20 protein-coding genes are annotated in these 18,136 nt (G+C 60.0%); 11 read left to right on the forward strand and 9 right to left on the reverse strand.

All coding sequences use genetic code 11. The features are described from left to right. Positions 1–95: 95 nt before the first annotated feature. The 3 genes from HFO71_RS18395 to HFO71_RS18405 all read left to right on the forward strand — a co-directional run bounded on the left by HFO71_RS18395 (position 96) and on the right by HFO71_RS18405 (position 2,054). Positions 96–557 carry an Lrp/AsnC family transcriptional regulator gene (locus HFO71_RS18395; protein ID WP_003538804.1) on the forward strand — a complete coding sequence of 154 codons (462 nt, stop codon included), beginning with the start codon at positions 96–98 and terminating at the stop codon, positions 555–557. A gap of 132 nt (positions 558–689) precedes the next feature. Then, positions 690–1,571: a DMT family transporter gene (locus HFO71_RS18400; RefSeq protein WP_020049624.1), complete on the forward strand. Its 882-nt coding sequence runs from the start codon at positions 690–692 to the stop codon at positions 1,569–1,571. Between the two features lie 84 nt (positions 1,572–1,655). Further along, positions 1,656–2,054, forward strand: coding sequence for a PilZ domain-containing protein (locus HFO71_RS18405; RefSeq protein ID WP_025394218.1), 399 nt, complete (start codon positions 1,656–1,658; stop codon positions 2,052–2,054). On the opposite strand, the gene HFO71_RS18410 is transcribed toward HFO71_RS18405, so the two are convergent. Then, positions 2,024–2,746, reverse strand: coding sequence for a hypothetical protein (locus HFO71_RS18410; protein ID WP_025394217.1), 723 nt, complete (start codon positions 2,744–2,746; stop codon positions 2,024–2,026). The genes HFO71_RS18405 and HFO71_RS18410 overlap by 31 nt on opposite strands. Before the next feature lie 177 nt (positions 2,747–2,923). On the opposite strand from HFO71_RS18410, the gene HFO71_RS18415 reads away from it, so the two are divergent. Further along, positions 2,924–4,912, forward strand: a complete 1,989-nt coding sequence (locus tag HFO71_RS18415; protein WP_025394216.1) for a bifunctional 2',3'-cyclic-nucleotide 2'-phosphodiesterase/3'-nucleotidase — start codon at positions 2,924–2,926, stop codon at positions 4,910–4,912. A gap of 42 nt (positions 4,913–4,954) precedes the next feature. Here HFO71_RS18415 and HFO71_RS18420 read toward each other — a convergent pair whose 3' ends face one another. Further along, entirely contained in the window at positions 4,955–5,923 is a 969-nt protein-coding gene (locus tag HFO71_RS18420) for a LysR family transcriptional regulator (protein ID WP_027666095.1), read from the reverse strand. 139 nt (positions 5,924–6,062) lie between these two features. Here HFO71_RS18420 and HFO71_RS18425 point away from each other — a divergent pair, with 139 nt between their 5' ends. After that, a complete protein-coding gene (locus HFO71_RS18425) occupies positions 6,063–6,677 on the forward strand; it encodes an FMN-dependent NADH-azoreductase (RefSeq protein ID WP_131640273.1) in 615 nt (204 codons plus the stop codon). A 48-nt stretch (positions 6,678–6,725) separates the two neighbouring features. Here HFO71_RS18425 and HFO71_RS18430 read toward each other — a convergent pair whose 3' ends face one another. Then, entirely contained in the window at positions 6,726–7,301 is a 576-nt protein-coding gene (locus tag HFO71_RS18430; protein ID WP_131640274.1) for a TetR/AcrR family transcriptional regulator, read from the reverse strand. A gap of 162 nt (positions 7,302–7,463) precedes the next feature. Between HFO71_RS18430 and HFO71_RS18435 the strand changes: the two genes are divergently transcribed. Further along, on the forward strand, positions 7,464–8,240 hold the full coding sequence (locus tag HFO71_RS18435; protein ID WP_020049619.1) for an SDR family oxidoreductase: 777 nt from the start codon (positions 7,464–7,466) through the stop codon (positions 8,238–8,240). 7 nt (positions 8,241–8,247) lie between these two features. Here the strand turns inward: HFO71_RS18435 and HFO71_RS18440 are convergent, their stop codons facing one another. The 3 genes from HFO71_RS18440 to ilvA all read right to left on the reverse strand — a co-directional run bounded on the left by HFO71_RS18440 (position 8,248) and on the right by ilvA (position 11,372). After that, a complete protein-coding gene (locus HFO71_RS18440) occupies positions 8,248–9,516 on the reverse strand; it encodes a GGDEF domain-containing protein (protein ID WP_131640275.1) in 1,269 nt (422 codons plus the stop codon). 241 nt (positions 9,517–9,757) lie between these two features. Further along, on the reverse strand, positions 9,758–10,084 hold the full coding sequence (locus HFO71_RS18445) for an HlyU family transcriptional regulator (protein WP_131640276.1): 327 nt from the start codon (positions 10,082–10,084) through the stop codon (positions 9,758–9,760). 37 nt (positions 10,085–10,121) lie between these two features. Next, positions 10,122–11,372: a threonine ammonia-lyase gene (gene ilvA / locus HFO71_RS18450; protein ID WP_094086185.1), complete on the reverse strand. Its 1,251-nt coding sequence runs from the start codon at positions 11,370–11,372 to the stop codon at positions 10,122–10,124. 183 nt (positions 11,373–11,555) lie between these two features. Here ilvA and HFO71_RS18455 point away from each other — a divergent pair, with 183 nt between their 5' ends. Beyond that, positions 11,556–11,930, forward strand: coding sequence for a VanZ family protein (locus tag HFO71_RS18455; RefSeq protein WP_077981228.1), 375 nt, complete (start codon positions 11,556–11,558; stop codon positions 11,928–11,930). 539 nt (positions 11,931–12,469) lie between these two features. On the opposite strand, the gene HFO71_RS18460 is transcribed toward HFO71_RS18455, so the two are convergent. The 3 genes from HFO71_RS18460 to wrbA form a co-directional block, all read right to left on the reverse strand. Continuing rightward, positions 12,470–12,796 carry a type II toxin-antitoxin system RelE/ParE family toxin gene (locus tag HFO71_RS18460; protein ID WP_077981229.1) on the reverse strand — a complete coding sequence of 109 codons (327 nt, stop codon included), beginning with the start codon at positions 12,794–12,796 and terminating at the stop codon, positions 12,470–12,472. After that, positions 12,783–13,073, reverse strand: coding sequence for a ribbon-helix-helix domain-containing protein (locus tag HFO71_RS18465; RefSeq protein WP_077981286.1), 291 nt, complete (start codon positions 13,071–13,073; stop codon positions 12,783–12,785). The genes HFO71_RS18460 and HFO71_RS18465 overlap by 14 nt, the downstream gene beginning before the upstream one ends. 662 nt (positions 13,074–13,735) lie before the next feature. Further along, on the reverse strand, positions 13,736–14,332 hold the full coding sequence (gene wrbA, locus HFO71_RS18470) for an NAD(P)H:quinone oxidoreductase type IV (RefSeq protein WP_131640277.1): 597 nt from the start codon (positions 14,330–14,332) through the stop codon (positions 13,736–13,738). Between the two features lie 286 nt (positions 14,333–14,618). On the opposite strand from wrbA, the gene HFO71_RS18475 reads away from it, so the two are divergent. The 4 genes from HFO71_RS18475 to HFO71_RS18490 all read left to right on the forward strand — a co-directional run bounded on the left by HFO71_RS18475 (position 14,619) and on the right by HFO71_RS18490 (position 17,910). Continuing rightward, a complete protein-coding gene (locus tag HFO71_RS18475) occupies positions 14,619–15,395 on the forward strand; it encodes a competence/damage-inducible protein A (RefSeq protein ID WP_020049613.1) in 777 nt (258 codons plus the stop codon). A gap of 108 nt (positions 15,396–15,503) precedes the next feature. Continuing rightward, positions 15,504–16,346, forward strand: coding sequence for a universal stress protein (locus HFO71_RS18480; RefSeq protein WP_131640278.1), 843 nt, complete (start codon positions 15,504–15,506; stop codon positions 16,344–16,346). A gap of 181 nt (positions 16,347–16,527) precedes the next feature. Next, positions 16,528–17,022, forward strand: a complete 495-nt coding sequence (gene gpt / locus HFO71_RS18485) for a xanthine phosphoribosyltransferase (protein WP_011651569.1) — start codon at positions 16,528–16,530, stop codon at positions 17,020–17,022. A 297-nt stretch (positions 17,023–17,319) separates the two neighbouring features. After that, positions 17,320–17,910 carry a hypothetical protein gene (locus HFO71_RS18490; protein WP_168258292.1) on the forward strand — a complete coding sequence of 197 codons (591 nt, stop codon included), beginning with the start codon at positions 17,320–17,322 and terminating at the stop codon, positions 17,908–17,910. Positions 17,911–18,136: the final 226 nt, after the last annotated feature.

Genomic DNA, 18,136 nt, shown 5'->3' on the forward strand with positions numbered 1-18,136 from the left:
CAAGGCGGTGAAATGTCCTTGCAAAGACGATTTGCGAAGACGCAATTTTTCGGCGATTATTGCGCTTCTCCTATCTTTCTTCGAAGGTTCTTCGAATGGCCGATCTCGACACCATCGATCTTGCGATTCTCCGGGCATTGCAGGCAAACGCCCGCATCACCAATGCCGAGCTTGCCGAAAGGATCGGATTGTCGCCTTCGGCCTGTTCGCGCCGGCTCGACATCTTGGAAAGAAGCGGCGTCATCGGCGGCTACCATGCGCGGCTTTCACACAAGGCGCTCGACTACAAGATGATCGCCATCGTGCATATCTCACTCTCCGGCCAGTTCGCCAAGACGCTGGCGGAATTCGAGGCAGCGGTGAAGCTCTGCCCGAACGTGCTCGTCTGCTACCTGATGTCGGGCGAATACGACTATATCTTGCGCGTCGCCGCCCGCGATCTCGAGGACTATGAGCGGATCCATCGCGACTGGCTGTCGGCTCTGCCCCACGTCGTCAAGATCAATTCGAGCTTCGCGCTCAGAGAAATCATCGACAAGCCGAATGTCGGCCTTTGAGGCCTTGCATCTTTGCCGAAAGCCTGCCCAGACTTTTGGTGCGCGCAGGCGTTTTCCCACTGCAGCGCCGTGCGTCTTTTCAGACGCGCAGAGGACACTGTAACACCTTAGACTTCTGCGTAATGGCAAATCATGACATCGAAGACCCAAGGCTATATTTTCGCGCTGCTGGCGATCACCATATTCTCCCTGCAGGATGCCATCTCGAAACATCTGGCGACGGCCTATCCGCCAATCTTCGTGACGATGATCCGCTACTGGGCCTTTGCGCTTTTCACGATTATCCTCGCCTCGAAGATGCGCGGCGGCATCAAGGCGACGGCCCGCACCAAACGCCCTCTCCTGCAGGTGACCCGCGGCGTGCTGCTTGCGGTCCAGGTGGTACTGGCCATCACCTGTTTTGCGATGATCGGTCTTGCCCGTTCACAGGCGATCTTTTCCGCGACGCCGATCCTGATCGCGCTGCTGGCGATGCCGATCCTCGGCGAGCGGGTCGGCTGGCGGCGGTGGGCGGCGATCGGCGCCGGACTTTTCGGGGTGCTGCTGATCCTGAAGCCGGAAGGCGAATTTTTCGACGTGAAACTGCTTCTCGCCGTCATTTCCTGCTTCAACTTCGCCTTCTACGTTATCGCCACTCGTCTGGTCAGCCGCGACGATTCGTCGATGACCAGCTTCTTCTATACCGGCGTCGTCGGCGGCGTCACCATGACGCTCATCGGACCGTTCTACTGGAGCTGGATGTCGCCGGGTGACTGGGGCTGGATGGCGCTCGTCTGCGTCACCAGCATTTCCAGCCATTATTTCCTGATCCGCGCCTATGATGTTCTCGATGCCGCCGCCGTCCAGCCGCTGACCTATCTGTCACTTGTCTACGCCTCGGTCATCGGCATGGCGGTCTATGACGAAACGCTCAGTCTCAACACGATCATCGGTTCGATCATTGTGGTTGCCGCCGGCATTTTCACGGTCTGGCGCGAGCATGTGGTCGGAAGCAGGGCCACTGCCGCCAATTGATGTTTCACTGCAATTTTAGCCAAGCCCCTAAAACCATTTCAATTTTCCGGCGCTATGCTCCCTCGCTATACCAAAGGAGACAGTATGACCCGCAACTTGAAAATCACGGCCCGGAAGACTGATCGGAAAAACTGCCGCGTGTTCGGCCATGTCAAATACCTGAACAGCCAGGTCGATGCCCGCTTCCTCGACCTATCGCTGACCGGTGCCGCCCTGGAGATGAAGGGGCCGCTCCATGCCGCTTCCGGCAGCAAGGTACGCATCGAGGCCGAAAACCTCGGGCTGCTTGAAGGCATCATCCGCTGGAAGCACAATGGCCGCGTCGGCATCCAGTTCGACGTGAATTCGAACGCGCGGGCGCAAATCTCCTCCTATTTCCGCTTTTTCCATAAGGAAGTGCGGCCCGTGCTGGCGACCCGCCCGCTGGCCATATCAGGCGCTAACCGGATGCCTCATTTGGCAACGTCGACGCTGAAGTCGTAAGGCTGCACCGCTTTTGCGCCGAAGGAGCGGCTGAGATCGTTCCAGTAGCTGCGGTTGACGTTGACGTCGAGGGTGACCGAACCTTGCGTCTGCGGCAGCCTGGCGCCGAGGTCCCTGACGTCGACGGTGGCGGTATTGGCGTTGGCGCCGGACAGCAGGATCGTTTCCGTGCCGAGCGGCACGTTGACCGCGCCAGGCGCCTGGCTGCTGGAGAGCGGCTCGCTTGATATGATCTGGCCGTCTCCGCCGAGGAACTTGATATCGCAGGTCTGGCATTCGCCCTGCGTCCAGCCGGGATTGACCTTCAACTCGACCCGCGGCGGCAGGGAGCGAGTGCCGTCCTGAGCATGGGCGACGCCGACGATGCCGAACAAGCTGGCGGCCGAGCTGACCTCGATCGGCCGCGGGTTGGCTGCACTCCCCTGTGCAGCGGCCATAATGAGAGCCGGTGCGCCGATGCCAAGAAGAAGCGCCTTCTGCAACTGCTGTTCGCGATAGATCAGCGCGATAGCGCCGCCAATAATGAAGAAGACGACGATGGCGGCAAGCGCGCAGGCAACTGAGATCCAAGGGTTTGCCGTCGTCGTCAGCCATTTCTCGACATCGCCGCTGTAGAGCGCCTGCGCCTTGTCGACCAGACTGGGTGCGATGCCTCCGAAACCTCCGACCAAAGCGATAACGACCTTGTTCATGATCCCATCTCCCCAATGGTTCCAGCCGCCGCTACTGTACCATAAATTGTGTTTCACGACCATGCCGCTCTCCCGCTGGATTGTTTTGACGTCCTGTCATTTTCGCAGTGTACTCCTCGTCAAATCGTCCTAATTCTGACGGGCCGGACGATGCATGATCTTTGAAGGAGAGTTTCCATGTCTTCCATTTTCGATGTTGGCGTAATGAGCCGCCGTTCCCTGCTCGGAGGCCTTGCCGCCACTTCCGCCCTGGTGCTGCTGCACCCTTTCAGCGCGCGCGCCAACGCCAATCAGGCGCATCTGAGGCTGATGGAAACGACCGACATTCACGTCAACGTCTTCCCCTATGACTATTATGCCGACAAGCCGAACGACACGATGGGCCTGTCGCGCACCGGGACGATTATCGACGCGATCCGCGCAGAGGCCGTCAACTCGCTGCTGATCGACAATGGCGACGTGCTGCAGGGCAATCCGATGGGCGATTACATGGCTTATCAGCACGGCATGAAGGACGGCGACGTCCATCCAGTGATCAAGGCGATGAACACGCTCGGCTATACGGTCGGCACGCTCGGCAATCACGAGTTCAACTACGGCCTCGACTTCATGTTCAAGGTCCTGGCAGGTGCAAACTTCCCCTTCGTCTGCGCCAACCTGACCAAGGGCCAGCTCGCCTCGGACCCGAAGCAGGACGATCTCTTCTTCAAGCCCTACATCATCGTCGAAAAGCAGATCAAGGACGGCGTCGGCAATGAGAGCCCCGTCAAGATCGGCTTCATCGGTTTCGTGCCGCCGCAGATCATGCTGTGGGACATCAAGAACCTCGAAGGCAAGGCGCAGACGCGCGACATCGTCGAGGCCGCTAAGGCCTGGGTTCCCGCCATGAAGGAAGCCGGCGCCGATATCGTCATTGCGCTCTCGCATTCCGGCATCGACGGCAGCGCACCGTCCGAAAAGATGGAAAACGCCTCGCTGCATCTCGCCGCCGTCGACGGGATCGACGCGATCTTCACCGGCCACCAGCATCTCGTCTTCCCCGGCCCGAAGAGCTGGGACGGTGTGGCCAATGCCGACCCCGTCAAGGGCACGCTGCAAGGCAAGCCCGCCGTGATGGCCGGCTTCTGGGGCTCACATCTCGGCCTTATCGACCTGCTGCTCGAAAAGGACGGCAATAGCTGGAAGATCGTCGATTTCACCTCGGAAGCACGGCCGATCTTCCATCGCGACGACAAGAAGAAAGTTGTTGCCGACTACGCCGATAAGAAGGAAGTGGTCGAGGCGGCCAAGGCCGAGCACGAGGCAACGCTTGCCTATGTCCGCACCCCGGTCGGCAAGACCTCCGCACCGCTCTATTCCTACTTCGCGCTGGTTGCCGACGATCCCTCGGTGCAGGTCGTCAGCCAAGCCCAGACCTGGTACATCAAGCAGATGCTCGCCGACACCGAGTTCAAGGACCTGCCGGTGCTTTCGGCGGCTGCTCCCTTTAAGGCCGGCGGTCGCGGCGGTGCCGACTACTATACCGATGTTCCGGCCGGCGATATCGCCATCAAGAACGTCGCCGACCTCTATCTCTACCCGAACACGGTGCAGGCTGTCGCCATCACCGGCGCCCAGGTGAAGAACTGGCTCGAAATGTCGGCAGGCATGTTCAATCACATCGAGGCCGGCTCGAAGGATGGGGCGCTGCTCAACAATGATTTTCCGTCCTACAATTTCGACGTGATCGACGGCGTCACCTACCAGATCGACCTGTCGCAGCCGCCGAAATATGATTCGTCCGGCAAGCCGATCAATCCGGACGCCAACCGCATCCAGAACCTCGCCTTCAACGGCAAGCCGATCGACCCGGCCCAGAAGTTCGTCGTCGTCTCGAACAACTACCGCGCCGGCGGCGGCGGCAATTTCCCTGAGATCACCGCGGACAAGGTGATCTTCCAGGCGCCGGATACCAACCGCGACGTCATCGTCCGCTATATCCATGATCAGGGCACGATCAATCCGTCGACCGACGCAAACTGGACCTTCAAGCCGCTCCCGGGCACGACCGCGACCTTCGAAAGCGGCCCGAAGGCGAAACAGTTCCTCGCCGAGGTCAAGAGCGTCAAGATCGAGGATGCCGGCGAAGGGGCCGACGGTTTCTCGAAGTTCAGGCTGGTTCTTTAGACGGAAGACAATATCAGCGAAGGCGCGGCACCCGCGCCTTCGTCATTCGGCCGCGAGCGGCGTACCAGCGTCCTGCAGTTCCGCTATCTGAGCATGGAAATCGGCTTGGCTCGGGCATGCGGAAAGCCGCGTGCGGAACGCGTCGATCATCCAGGTGGCGGCAGGTCCGGGCGGGTTGGCGAGCTGACGGACCGAATATATCGGATACTCCCCCTGTTCGTAGGCATCCAGATCGAGATGAACGAGCCTGCCGCTCGTCAGATCGTCATGAATCACGGAAGCCGGAAGGCCGCCCCAGCCAAGGCCGGCCGTGATGAGCTGGTGCTTCGTCGCAATATCGCTGACGCGCCATGTCTTGTAGGAGAGAACGTTGAAATCGCGCCCCTTCGTCCGTCCCGACGCATCGGTGACGACGAGTTGCACTTCCTCGCGCACGTCGCCGAGCGTCAGCGGCCGGCCGATTCCGGCAAGCGGGTGGTTATGCGCGGCGACCGGCAACATGAAGGAATGACCGATACGCTCCGTGACGATCGAATCGTCCTGCTTGACGACCGCGCCGCCAATCCCGATCGTCGCCTTGCCGCTGAGGACGAGATCCATGACCATTCCGAGCTCACCGACATTGAGGCTTAACGAAACGGATGGAAACATCTCGCGGAATTCGCGGAGGACGTCCACCAGGGCTCGCGAAGGCACCATGACACTGATGGCGACGGAAACCTCCGCTTCGAGCCCTTCCCTCAGGCTCTTGACGCGCGCGCGCATGACTTGCAGATCGCCCAGAATGCGCCGCGCATCCTCCAGCATCGCCTTGCCCGCCTCCGTCAGCTTCGGCTGACGCGCGCCGGAGCGCTCGAAAAGCGGCACTTCGAGCTGTGCTTCCAGATTGGCGATCGTATAGCTGACGACCGACTGCGCACGGTTCAGCGCCCGCGAAGCGGCCGAGAAGCTGCCGGTCTCGGCAACGGTCAGAAACACCTGCAATTGGTCCAGAGTGGGATTGGGCAGCATCTTCTATCCATTCCATCGATAGTTTCGATCTACATTATCACCGTTTTTTCGATAGCAGGCCAGACCTATTTTCCTCATCGAGACTGCGGCTCACCTCCCAGCAACGGGCCGTCAAATCCCATTCGAAAGGAAATGCACCATGTCGTCCATCCTTCTTCTGACGTCCAGCCCGCGTGCCGAATCGCTCTCGACGCCGATTGCCGTCGATCTCGCCGAAAAGCTGAAGAGCCAGAATCCGGGCAGCGTCGTCGTTCGCCGCGACCTGGCCGCCAACCCGCTGCCGCATATCGATGACCTCTTCACCGGCGCGATCCGCAAGCCGGCCGAAGCCCGCACCGCTGAGGAAACGGCAGCCGTCAAAACCTCCGACGAGCTTGTCAACGAGCTGCTCGCAGCCGACACGATCGTCATCAGCACCGGCCTCATCAATTTCAACATCTATTCGTCGCTGAAGACATGGATCGACAACGTCGCCCGCGCCGGCCTGACCTTCAAGTACACGGAAAGCGGCCCGGTCGGCCTGGCAACCGGCAAGAAGGTCTATGTCGTGCTCGCCTCGGGTGGCGTCTACTCGCAGGGACCGGCCGCCGCCTTGAACCATGCCGTGCCGTATCTGAAGTCGGTTCTCGGCTTCCTCGGCATCAGCGATATCGAGACCATCTATGTCGAAGGCCTGGCGTTTGGTCCGGAAGCTGCCGAAAAGGCCATCGACGCCGCCAAGTCGCGCGTCCAGAAAATCGCGCTGGCGGCCTGATCGGCTCCCAAATGCTTTGCGGAACGGCCGGCCTTTGCCGGCCGTTTTTCATTTATCGATATCGGCGACAAAATCCCGGACCGTCGCCAGGATTTCGGCGGAGAGTTCCTCATCGGACGAAATCCTGGCAAGGCCGACGCCACCGGCCATCATCGCGAAGGCCATGATCGCCTTGCGCCGCCTTTCCCCTTCGTCCGCTCCCGCAGCCTTGCTCGCCAATGACGCGACATTGCGCCTGAGCCCGTCCGTCGCGATCGCCCGCGTCTTCTCGCCGCTGCGGGATATGTCGGAGGTCAGCGCTGCGAAAGGGCAGCCCTCGCCAGGATGGTCGCGGTGATAGGCGCTGACATAACGATCGGCGACATCGGCAGCCGTCATCTCCGCCGGGTTCACCCCCTCGGCCTCCAGCTTGCGTCCCCATGAATCGAAAGCGGACTGGATCGCTTCGGCAACCAGATCGTCACGGGAGGCGAAATGCTTGTAGAAGCCGCCGACGGTCAGTCCGGCCTCCTTCATCAGATCGGCGACGCCAATACCGTCGAGCCCCTCCTCGCGCAGCCGCTTCGACGCGATCTCGACAATCTTCTCGTGCGTCTTCTGTTTTTCCAACTGCGAACGCCCCATCGGACATCTCCCCGGCACCAATCGAATGAGCATGATGTCGGCCGAAAACCGCTTACACTTTTCGGAATCATGCTTCTCTTGACTTAAATGGATTATCATCATAATCCTTATGGATAACGATCATAATCCAGATCGTTGCCAATTCCAAGAGGAGCATGAATCATGCGTCTAAGAAACAAGGTCGCCCTGATCACCGGCGGAAACAGCGGCATCGGTCTTGCCACCGCCAAGGTCTTCATCGACGAGGGTGCCAAGGTGGTGATCACCGGCCGCAACCCGGACACGCTGGCGGCTGCCGAAAAGGCGCTCGGTGCCGGCGTGCTGGCGCTGAAGGTCGATGTCACCGATGCCGCCGCAACCGAGAGGGCCTTTGCGGAAGCCGCCGGAAAGGTCGGCAAGTTCGACATCGTCTTCGCCAATGCCGGCATCGGCGGCGCGACGCCGCTCGGCGAGACATCACTGGCGCAGTTCAACCAGATCATCAGCACCAATCTCACGGCAGTTTTCTTCACGGTGCAATCGGCCCTGCCGCATCTCAATGACGGCGCTTCGGTGATCCTCAACGGTTCTGTGCATGCCGTGCTCGGCGCTCCCGGCTGGTCGGCCTATGCGGCGACCAAGGCGGCGGTCCGCGCAATGACGCGCAATATGGCATCCGAGCTCGCGCCGCGCGGCATCCGCGTCAATCAGGTAACGCCCGGCGGCACCAAGACGCCGATCTGGTCGCCGATGGCCCAGACGGAGGACGCCATGTCGGCGCTCGAAGCCCGCATCGGCGGCATGAGCCCGCTCGGCCGCATGAGCGAAGCCGACGAAATCGCCAAGGCGGCGCTCTATCTGGCCTCGGATGATTCGGCAAATGTCACCGGCATCGAGATCACAGTCGACGGCGGCATGACGAGCGCCCCATCCGGCGCCAAGATCTTCCGCGCTGCCTGAGTGAGTTTCAGCTGAGCTTGACAACACCGGAGCGGCCGACGACGCAGTTGCGGCCGCTCTTCTTGGCTGCGTAGAGCCTGCCGTCGGCAGCCGTCAGCACGGCGGTGAAATCGACGCCGTCCTCGTCGGCAGTCGCAACACCGATGCTGACGGTGATCGGCCTGTCATCCGGCGTCTTGACGCTGGTCGCGATCGTCCAGCGCAGGCGCTCGGCAAGCCGCAGACCTTCCTCGTGGTCGGTGCCCGGACAGACGGCAACGAACTCCTCGCCGCCGAAGCGGAAGACACGATCGCTCGAGCGCAACGTCGTGCCCAATCGGGCGGCGATCGCCTTCAGCACCTCGTCGCCCTGGAGATGACCGTAGCCGTCATTGACATCCTTGAAGTGATCGGCGTCGAGAATGAGGATGGTGGCGTATAACCCCTGCCTCAGTGCCTCGCGCAGCATCAGCGGCGCTTCAACCTCCATGCGCGTCCGATCGTAGACGCCGGTGAGCATATCGCGGCCGGTGCGCTCCAGAAGATCGTTATACCGCTCGCGGAACGTCAGGTCGCCGAACACGTCGCTGATGGAGCGTGCGGACCCGGCTGCGCCGCGGCGAATACGATACTCATAGAATGCGAACATCGCCGAGTAGAGGCAGACGGCAAGCATTTTCGCCTTCCATCCGCCCCAGAATGCGGCGATCGGCACATCCAGGAAGTAATGCAGCGCGGCGAAGAAGCCGATCTGGTCGAAGGTCAGCAGCACGAAGCCCGAAATCAGGAAACGCAGGACGACGCGGCGGCGGAAGAAATCGCCGAGTTTTTCGTAAAGCAGGATGATGCCGAGCGAATCGACGTAGAGCAGCGCCGTGCCCCAGACCATCAGCCAGCCCATCTCCTTGAGGAAATCGACGTCGGGCGTGTGGTTGGTCGACATCTGCAGCGGCTGGTGCAGCTGCAGCACCCAGGCGATACCGACGGTGAGCAGGTTGCCGAGGAAGAGGCCGTAGATCGGCTGGCGCACAGTCGCCGCATCCTCCTGCAGGTAGAGCATCAGGATCATCATCAGCTTGCCGGAGAAGAAGACGGATGAGCCCGGCGACACATCCCCAAACGGCAGCGAGACATAGAAGACCGCCGCCAGATAGGTCTCCATGAAATGCATGACGCCGAGCGCCGTCAGAAAAACCCCGAGACCGAGGCGGTGACGGAAATGCAGAAGCGTCACCATCAGCACGAAATAGGCGATGGCTTCGACGACGAAGAGAAGGAGGTTGAGCGTCTCCATCACAACATCTCGGCTTCGGGCCAGCGCCCCCAGCACCCCGCTGGCGCGACGATCGCGACAGCGGATCCTTTGGTCGATCGTTGGAAAAAATCAAACACGAGGGCGTCCCGCAAATCCTGCAGGCGATACCATTTACCGCAATCCTTTAAGATTGCGTGAGTGAGAAGGCTCGCACCGGAGGGCACACGGGTCACACACAGGAATAGTTGCAGCCGGTATCAAGGACCTATGCCCCGATCCCGATTCAGACCTGACGAAGCTTCTCGCCGTCGCCAAAGAGCGACGAACCATGCTGATCGATGATCTGCTGGGCCTTGCGCACGGTGCATTCGATCGCGTCATCGGAGGAGGAAAACAGATCGGCGCGGATGAAATTGCGCACCAGCACCTCGTCGCCAACCTTCTTTTCGATCCGGCCGGCAAGGCGATACTGGCCGCCCTCCTTGCGCGGCTCGGCATAGATCGTGCAGTCGCCGTAAAGCTGCGGCTCGCCGGAAGGGCCTGCCGCCTCCGAAGCCGGTTTGCCGCCACCGGAGAACATCGAAAAGATATTTGAAATGAACGAAGCCATGCTCCGCCTTTAGCACGGCGATATCGCTGTCGCCAAGTCAAATGATCAGATTGGCGAGGATCTCGTTTTCGGTGATATCCTCGTAACCCATGCCGGCTGCTTCGAAATTTCCGATCAGCCGGGCGAAATTCTCCGGCGCCTTGGTTTCGATGCCAATCAGGATCGAGCCGAAGTTGCGCGCCGATTTCTTCAAATATTCGAAGCGGGCGATATCGTCGTCGGGGCCGAGCAGATTGAGGAAATCCCGGAGCGCACCGGGGCGCTGGGCGAGCCGCAGGATGAAGTATTTCTTCAGCCCTGCGTAACGCATGGCTCTTTCCTTTACGTCAGGCAGACGCTCGAAATCGAAATTGCCGCCGGAGACGACAGCAACGATGGTCTTGCCGCGGAGCGCTTGACGGTCCATGGCGGCGATCGCCGTCAGCGACAGGGCGCCGGCCGGCTCCAGCACCACGCCCTCGACATTCAGCATTTCCTGAATGGTAACGCAGATGGCGTTCTCCGGCATGAGTTGCACTTGGCTTGCCGGGAACTCACGAAGAGCGGCGAAATTCAGGTCGCCGATGCGGGCGACCGCAGCGCCATCGACGAAATTGTCGACCTTGGCAAGCGTCGTCACCTTGCCCGCCTCGATGCTGCGCTTGAGACTCGGCGCGCCGGCGGGCTCGGTGAAGACGAAAGCCGATTTCGGCACGGTGCCGTCGAGATAGCCGGTGATGCCGGCGGCCAGTCCGCCACCGCCAACCGGCAGGACGACCATGTCGGGCACCGTTCCTTCCGGCAGCTGCTGCATGATTTCGGCGGCGACGGTTGCCTGGCCTTCGATGATGTCGGCATGGTCGAAGGGCGGCACCATGACGCCGCCGACCGCCTCCACATGTTCGCGGGCGGCCTGGTAGCACTGGTCGAAGAAGTCACCGAACAGCCGGATGGTGATGAATTCGGCGCCGAACATGCGGGTCTTGTCGATCTTCTGCTGCGGTGTCGTCACCGGCATGAAGACGACGCCCGGAACGCCGAAATGGCGGCAGACGAAGGCAAAGCCCTGGGCGTGGTTGCCGGCCGAGGCGCAGACGAAGGTCTTGCCGGCGGCACCCTGCCCGATCGCCTTGCGGAAGAAATTGAAGGCGCCGCGGATCTTGTAGGAGCGCACCGGCGACAGATCCTCGCGCTTCAGCCAGATATCGGCCTCGTAGCGGGCCGACAGATGATCGTTGAGCTGTAGCGGCGTTGCCGGAAACAGGCTGCGCATTGCCTCTTCGGCGCTTTCGACATCAAGTCTCGTCACGGGCGTGGTCCATTCTCATGATTAGCCATCGCCGCTATGGCATAGGCCGACCGGCAAAAGAAAGCCCGTTTCGGCCATTTCCGGTTCCCGACCGGGAAAGTCTTTCTTAAGCCAATCGTAAAATTGACGGCAGATAAACTGATTTTTACTGTCAATGAAAATGCAGGCCACTAATATCAAGCCATGATGATCTTCAAATTTGCAAGGCCGCTCGCCTGGCTGCTGCTCGCCCTCATCCTCTTCGTCACGATTTCGCCAATCGGGCTGAGGCCGGAAACGGTCACGACGGTCGACACCGACCGCGGGGGCGCCTATGTTCTCGTTGGCCTCGCCTTCGCTCTCGCCTATCCCAAACAGTGGAAGATGGTGGCGGTGCTGCTGATTGCCGGTGCAGTCGCCATCGAATATCTGCAGTATCTCACACCAACACGCCATCCACGCCTGCACGATGCCGGCATCAAGGCCGCCGGCGCAGCCCTCGGGCTGCTGGCTGGCTGGCTGATCAACAGGTGGCGCGAGACCAAAGCGCCAGACACGCTTCCGCTCACGGAGCGATGATCACTATCAGGAACCGTACATAATCCCGAAAATCGAATTCGGGATCTGCCCAGGGATCGAAAGTAATAGAGCGTCCTTAGCGCGTCTTCTTAGACGCGCTAAGGACGCTCTAGAAACCGCGCAAATGCATTGCCCAGAAGAACAGCGGTATCGCGGCTATCGCAGTCCCCAGAACAAGTGCGACACTGGTCTTGAAGATGCGGATGCGCCGAACCTTAGTCCCACTCCAATCGTAAACCATCGTCTTACTCCCACAAGACAACCCTTACTCAACTGTCGCGGCGCAATCGTTACGCCGGAAATTCCTTTGTCAAGCGATAACTTGCTTTTATGCACAATATACAAGCAGATTCAATACGGGCATATTCGAACAGGATTATGAAAGTGGTGCGGGCGACGGAGGCGAACCGGTACAGCCAAGGCCGAAATTTTAAAGCCACCGCCACTACCGCATCGAGCAGGGGCAACCCTTCGACTTCTCGGATACCGACGCCAAGGCGCTGGAAGAATGGCTCGAGCCGAGACCGTTCCAAAGCCCGTTAGGATTCATCCTCGTCATCGCGCGCCCGAAACAGGGCCTCATAGTCTCTGCCGCCGTAGAACACATTGACGATCTCAACCGCGTCGGTGACGTGATAGGCGATCACGGCGGAATGCTCAAACGGTACCGTTCGCAAGCCGGGCGCCAGATCATCCCGAGGACGACCGCCGTTCGGTGCATCGCCGATTTTGTGGCACCTCGCCATGAGGCGCTTCACGAAGCCATTGGCAATGACGTGGCTTCGACTCATATCGGCAACGTCGATATAAATTTGGCAAAGGTCGCTCAGTGCCTCAGGCCGATAGATGACCTTAGCGCGCCGCATTGCGGGACGCTTTTTCCTGACCTTTCATGAAGCGGTCCATTTCCACTTCCGCCTCTTCTGCTGTCAAACTCGGGCGCGGATCATCAAGGGAACGGCGAATACGAGCTCGCATCGCGTTGAGGCGTTCGGCATCCTCGAGCCGCAGGCGTTGCCACACCCGCACCGCATCCCGCATCGCCTCACTCGTGGTCGCAAATTCACCGGCCTCGACCGTATCGCGAACGCTCCGCAGCATATCGGCCGTGAGGGTAATGGTCACCTTTTCCGCGTTTCGCATCGTCATCCACTTTCCTTGGCTTCTTATAAAGTATGATAAAATCATATTTTATACCAGAAAAATTGCGATGCCATCCGCATCAAAAGCGATGGTGACGAACAACTCTCGGGATCTACGGCAATTTGCGTGATGGGCTGTGCCGAGATCGTTGGATGGCCTTATTTCCCTGATCATGCTGCAAATACCTTCAACAACCGGTGGATAGCAGTTGAGAATACCGTCTCTCTTTGTTAGCAGAGGGAACCACGCGGACGTGGTGGAATCGGTAGACACAAGGGACTTAAACAAAATTGAGTGCACCGGCGGAAACGCTGGCTGTAGAACTGCTCAAAGTCGGGGAAACCTGTCAGATGGCAATCCCGAGCCAAGCCCCGCCAGGGGAAGGTGTAGAGACTAGACGGGCAGCACCTAAGGCAAACGCTAGGGTGAAGGTATAGTCCAGACCACAAACGCCGAAAGGCGGCGGCGAAAGCCGTAGCGGTAAGAAAATCCCTCGGCTTAGGCTATGCGGGTTCGACCCCCGCCGTCCGCACCAGCCTTCGATCTGTGAGCTTCGACTCGGCGAGCCGAAGAGAGCAGCCAGTCGCCCGGCCAGTCGGGCGGCAAGAAAAGGCGCGGCGAGCCCCATACCCGCCGCGCCTTCATGATTTCAGCGTCAAAGATCAGGCGAGCTTGGCAGCCAGCTTGGCGACGTGGGCGCCCTGGTATTTCGCGCCTTCCAGCTCGATCTCGGAAGGCTGGCGCGAGCCGTCGCCGTTGGTGATGGTGGAAGCGCCGTAAGGCGAGCCGCCCTTGACTTCCTCGGTGCCCATCTGGCCCTGGAAGGCATAAGGCAGGCCGGCAACGACCATGCCCTGGTGCAGGAAGGTCGGGATGAAGCCGAGGATGGTCGATTCCTGGCCGCCGTGCTGGGTGGCCGAAGAGGTGAAGACCGAACCGAGCTTGCCGACGAGTTTGCCGGCGAACCAGAGGCCGCCCGTCTGATCCCAGAAATTGCGCATCTGCGAGGCGACCGTGCCGAAGCGGGTGCCGGCGCCGACGATGATCGCGTCATAGTCCGCCAGTTCGTCGACGGTGGCGATCGGAGCCGCCTGGTCGACCTTGTAATAGGAAGCCTTGGCGACGTCTTCCGGAACCAGTTCCGGAACGCGCTTGACGGTGACCTCGGCGCCGGCCGACTTCGCGCCTTCGGCGACCGAATAGGCCATGGTTTCGATATGGCCGTAAGCCGAATAATAAAGGACGAGAACCTTCGCCATCTTCTATCTTCCTTGAAACATCGGGTTGAATTTCGTGCCCGACGCGATTTCTATCAGCGCGCCTGGGCGAACACAGCCCCGCGCTCAAGAACTCAGTGTTCACCACCCGGAGACGAAAATTCGCTTGCGGTTTTCATTTCGGCAAAAATGACGCATCGCCCGAGTTAAAGAGTTAGCGCATGATGTCGTCCGAAAACCGCCTGGACTTTTCGGCATCATGCTCTGGTGTTTGCAAAGCGAGCGAACGGCGCTACCTATTCCCCAGCCTCACATCACGGAACATCCCATGAGCCAAGACATCGTCGTCACCGCCGCCATGCTCGCCATCGGCGACGAACTTCTCTCCGGCCGCACCAAGGATAAAAATATCGGCCATCTCGCCGATTTGCTGACGCTTTCCGGCATCGATCTCAAGGAGGTGCGCATCGTCGCCGACGACGAGGAGGCGATCGTCGAGGCGCTGAACGCGCTTCGCGGCAAGTATGACTACGTCTTCACCTCAGGCGGCATCGGGCCGACGCATGACGACATCACCGCCGATGCCATCTCCAAGGCTTTCGGCGTGCCCTGCGAATATGACGAAACAGCAATGACGCTGCTTGCCGAGATGTACCGCCGCCGCGAGATGGAATTCACCGAGGCGCGCCAGCGCATGGCGCGCATGCCGCGGGGCGCTGCGCATATCGCCAACCCGGTCTCGACGGCGCCCGGCTTCATCATCGGCAATGTCCATGTGATGGCCGGCGTGCCGCAGGTGTTCCAGGCGATGGTCGACAATGTGCTGCCGACGCTTCGAACCGGCACACCGGTGCTCTCGCTCGCCATCGCCTGCCCTTACGGCGAAGGCGAGATCGGCACGCCGCTGACCGCGATCCAGAAGGCACATCCGGAAACCAGCATCGGTTCCTACCCGCGCTACATCGGCCAGAAATTTTCTACCGAGATCGTCGTACGAGGCCGCTCCCAGGCAGCGATCGATGCGGCCGGCGCCGAGGTGCAGGCGATGATCGACGCCATCCGCCAAAGGAAGGACATCGCCGAAAACCATTCCGCCGAGGCTTGAGGGCAACGCCGGACTCAAAGGCCATCCTTGATCCCGATCAAGGAACAGGAGAACGGTCCGGCGCACTCCTTCCCTCGCGCAAGCCATTTCAGCGCAAGGAGAATTGATATGTCTTACAAAACCATTCTCGCCATTCTCGATACATCAGACAATAGTACCGCGGTTGCCGATTTCGCCTTTGCCATCGCTGCTGAAAGCGGCGCCCATGTAATCGGCCTGCATGCCGAAATCATTTCCGCCGTGCCGCTGGTGGCGCCGATGGAAATCCCCGATCCCGTTGCCGTGCAGGCGCTGCAGGATATGGCGCATAGCGAAACGATTGCCGTCGAGCGCATCTTCAGGGCGAAAGCGGAGGCATCCGGCGCCTCCTTCGAATGGCGCAGCTTTGCCACATCAACCGGATACGGCTCCGCTCCGCTGATCGAAAGTGCGCGCAGCGCCGACCTCCTCATCGCCTCGCAGGCCGACCCGGCCAAACCTTCCGACAGCCACGTCGACGTCGACAGTTTCCTTTTCGAAACCGGCCGGCCGGTGCTGATGATCCCCTATATGATCCGCCAGCCGAAGCCGATCAAGCGCGTGCTGATCGCCTGGAACGGCTCGAAGGAGGCGGCGCGCGCGACCTTCGACGCGCTGCCGATCCTCAAAGCCGCCGACGAGGTGGAGATCTTTTCGGTCGATCCGGCCGACACGGCGCTGCAATCGCCGCTGACATCAGGCGCCGACATCGCCGCGACGCTTGCGCGTCATGGCGTGAAGGCGACGCTTTCGACGGCCCAGAGTGTGAATAAGAGCGCATCGCATGTCATCGAGAACCGGCTTTCGGACAGCAGCATCGATCTTCTCGTCATGGGCGCCTATACGCATTCCTGGCTCTGGCAGATGATCTTTGGCGGCACGACGAAGACCCTGCTGCAATCGATGACGGCGCTGACGCTGTTGTCGCGTTGATTGGCTGCTCTTGCCTTTTGCCGGCAAATCCCGCTAATTGCGGCGACCGATGACAGCTTCGAGCCTCGGCCCCATCTCGCGCAGTTCCGGCTGCGCGATTTGCGTTTTGCCAATCGCCGCTTCAAGCCCATCCGGTCGCCGGCAAACGGCGTGTCGTTTTTTCATGCCGCGGAGCAGCCCGATGTCCCTTCCCGATAAAGCCTTTCCCGTTTCCTGGGATCAGTTCCACCGCGATGCGCGCGCCCTTGCCTGGCGGCTTGCCGGCTTGAATCAGACGTTCAAGGCGATCGTCTGCATCACCCGCGGCGGCCTCGTTCCGGCTGCGATCATCTCGCGCGAGCTGAACATCCGGCTGATCGAGACCGTCTGCGTCGCTTCCTATCATGACTATGTGAACCAGGGCGACATGGTGCTGCTCAAGGGAATAGCGCCCGAACTTATGGAGAATGGCGGCGAAACCGTGCTGGTCGTCGACGATCTGACCGATACCGGCAAGACCGCCGCACAGGTGCGCACCATGCTGCCGAGAGCACATTTCGCCTGCGTCTATGCCAAGCCGAAGGGCGTGCCGACCGTCGATACCTTCATCACCGAGGTCAGCCAGGATACCTGGATCTACTTCCCCTGGGACATGGGCTTCACCTACCAGGAGCCGATCGCCAAGGGTGCCGGCTGATCGCCACCAATCAAAGCGCGCCACCCTCGTATTTACCACTTGAAATTGTTCCAGATTTTGTCGGCGAGGTTTCCTGAATCCGCTATCGGCATCTGCACATCTATTTTATCTTTTGCTCATACACTGCTGTCTAATTCCTTCAATCGGAATCGATTTAAGGATGAAATTATGCAGCAATTCAAAGTGATACAGCGTCCTTTGCGGCTCTCGAAAAGACGCGCGGCGCTGCAGGGCGTGCGAATCGTGTCAAATTGCGCTTAAAGCGTGCGATAATCCGATACGGTACAAGGAAACAAGATGGCGCGGTGGGGGCATATAAGAGCGGTTGTGACCGTCGGGCTGGCGGCCTTTCTGTTGCCGCTGGCACCTGTCCGCGCTGAACCTGCCTATATTCCCCTCGTGCGCGACTATGTCGAGAAGCGGATCCGGCCAATAGTGGAAACGCCCTTGGTGCTGAAAGCCATTGCCGAGCAGAACGCAAAATTCGGCAATGTCAGCGAAATGGATATGCGAGTGCTCGACGAGACCTACCGGTCGGAGGTCGATCAGCACCACCTGCAGATGGTCAAGCTGCTGCTCGACAAATCCGTGTCGCAATACCTCAGGGAAAAACAAGACGCCTCGCAGGGCGCGGTTCTCGAATTTTTCGTCACGGACTCGCATGGGCTGAATGTCGGGCAGAGCACCATCACCGCCGACTACTGGCAGGGCGATGAGGAGAAATACCTTAGAACCTTCGCCAACGGCTCCCGCGAGATCTTCATCGACCGGGCGGAACGCAATGAATCCAGCCAAAATCTCGAGACGCAGGCGAGCTTCGTCGTCAAGGACAAAGAGAACAGGCCGATCGGCGTCGCCATCGTCACCATCGCCATCGATGCGCTCTAATAGCATGTCGCGCAAAAGTTTGCGGTTTTGCGATAACGACGCGCTTTAGGAGCGTTGATTTCACCGGCGAATCGGCATGCGCATTTGCGCCGGAAATGCCATCATAAGATTTGTCGCAGGACGCTTTTTTGCCATTCTAAGGTTTTCCTTAGCCGGCAACGCCTGCAAGCCATTGTAATTTCAGCGCTCCCCGGCTTTCCCCAATCTCCACAGGCGCATCCACAAC

It is taken from the genome of Rhizobium laguerreae, assembly GCF_019778565.1.
In the GTDB taxonomy this organism is placed as follows: Bacteria; Pseudomonadota; Alphaproteobacteria; order Rhizobiales; family Rhizobiaceae; genus Rhizobium; species Rhizobium laguerreae.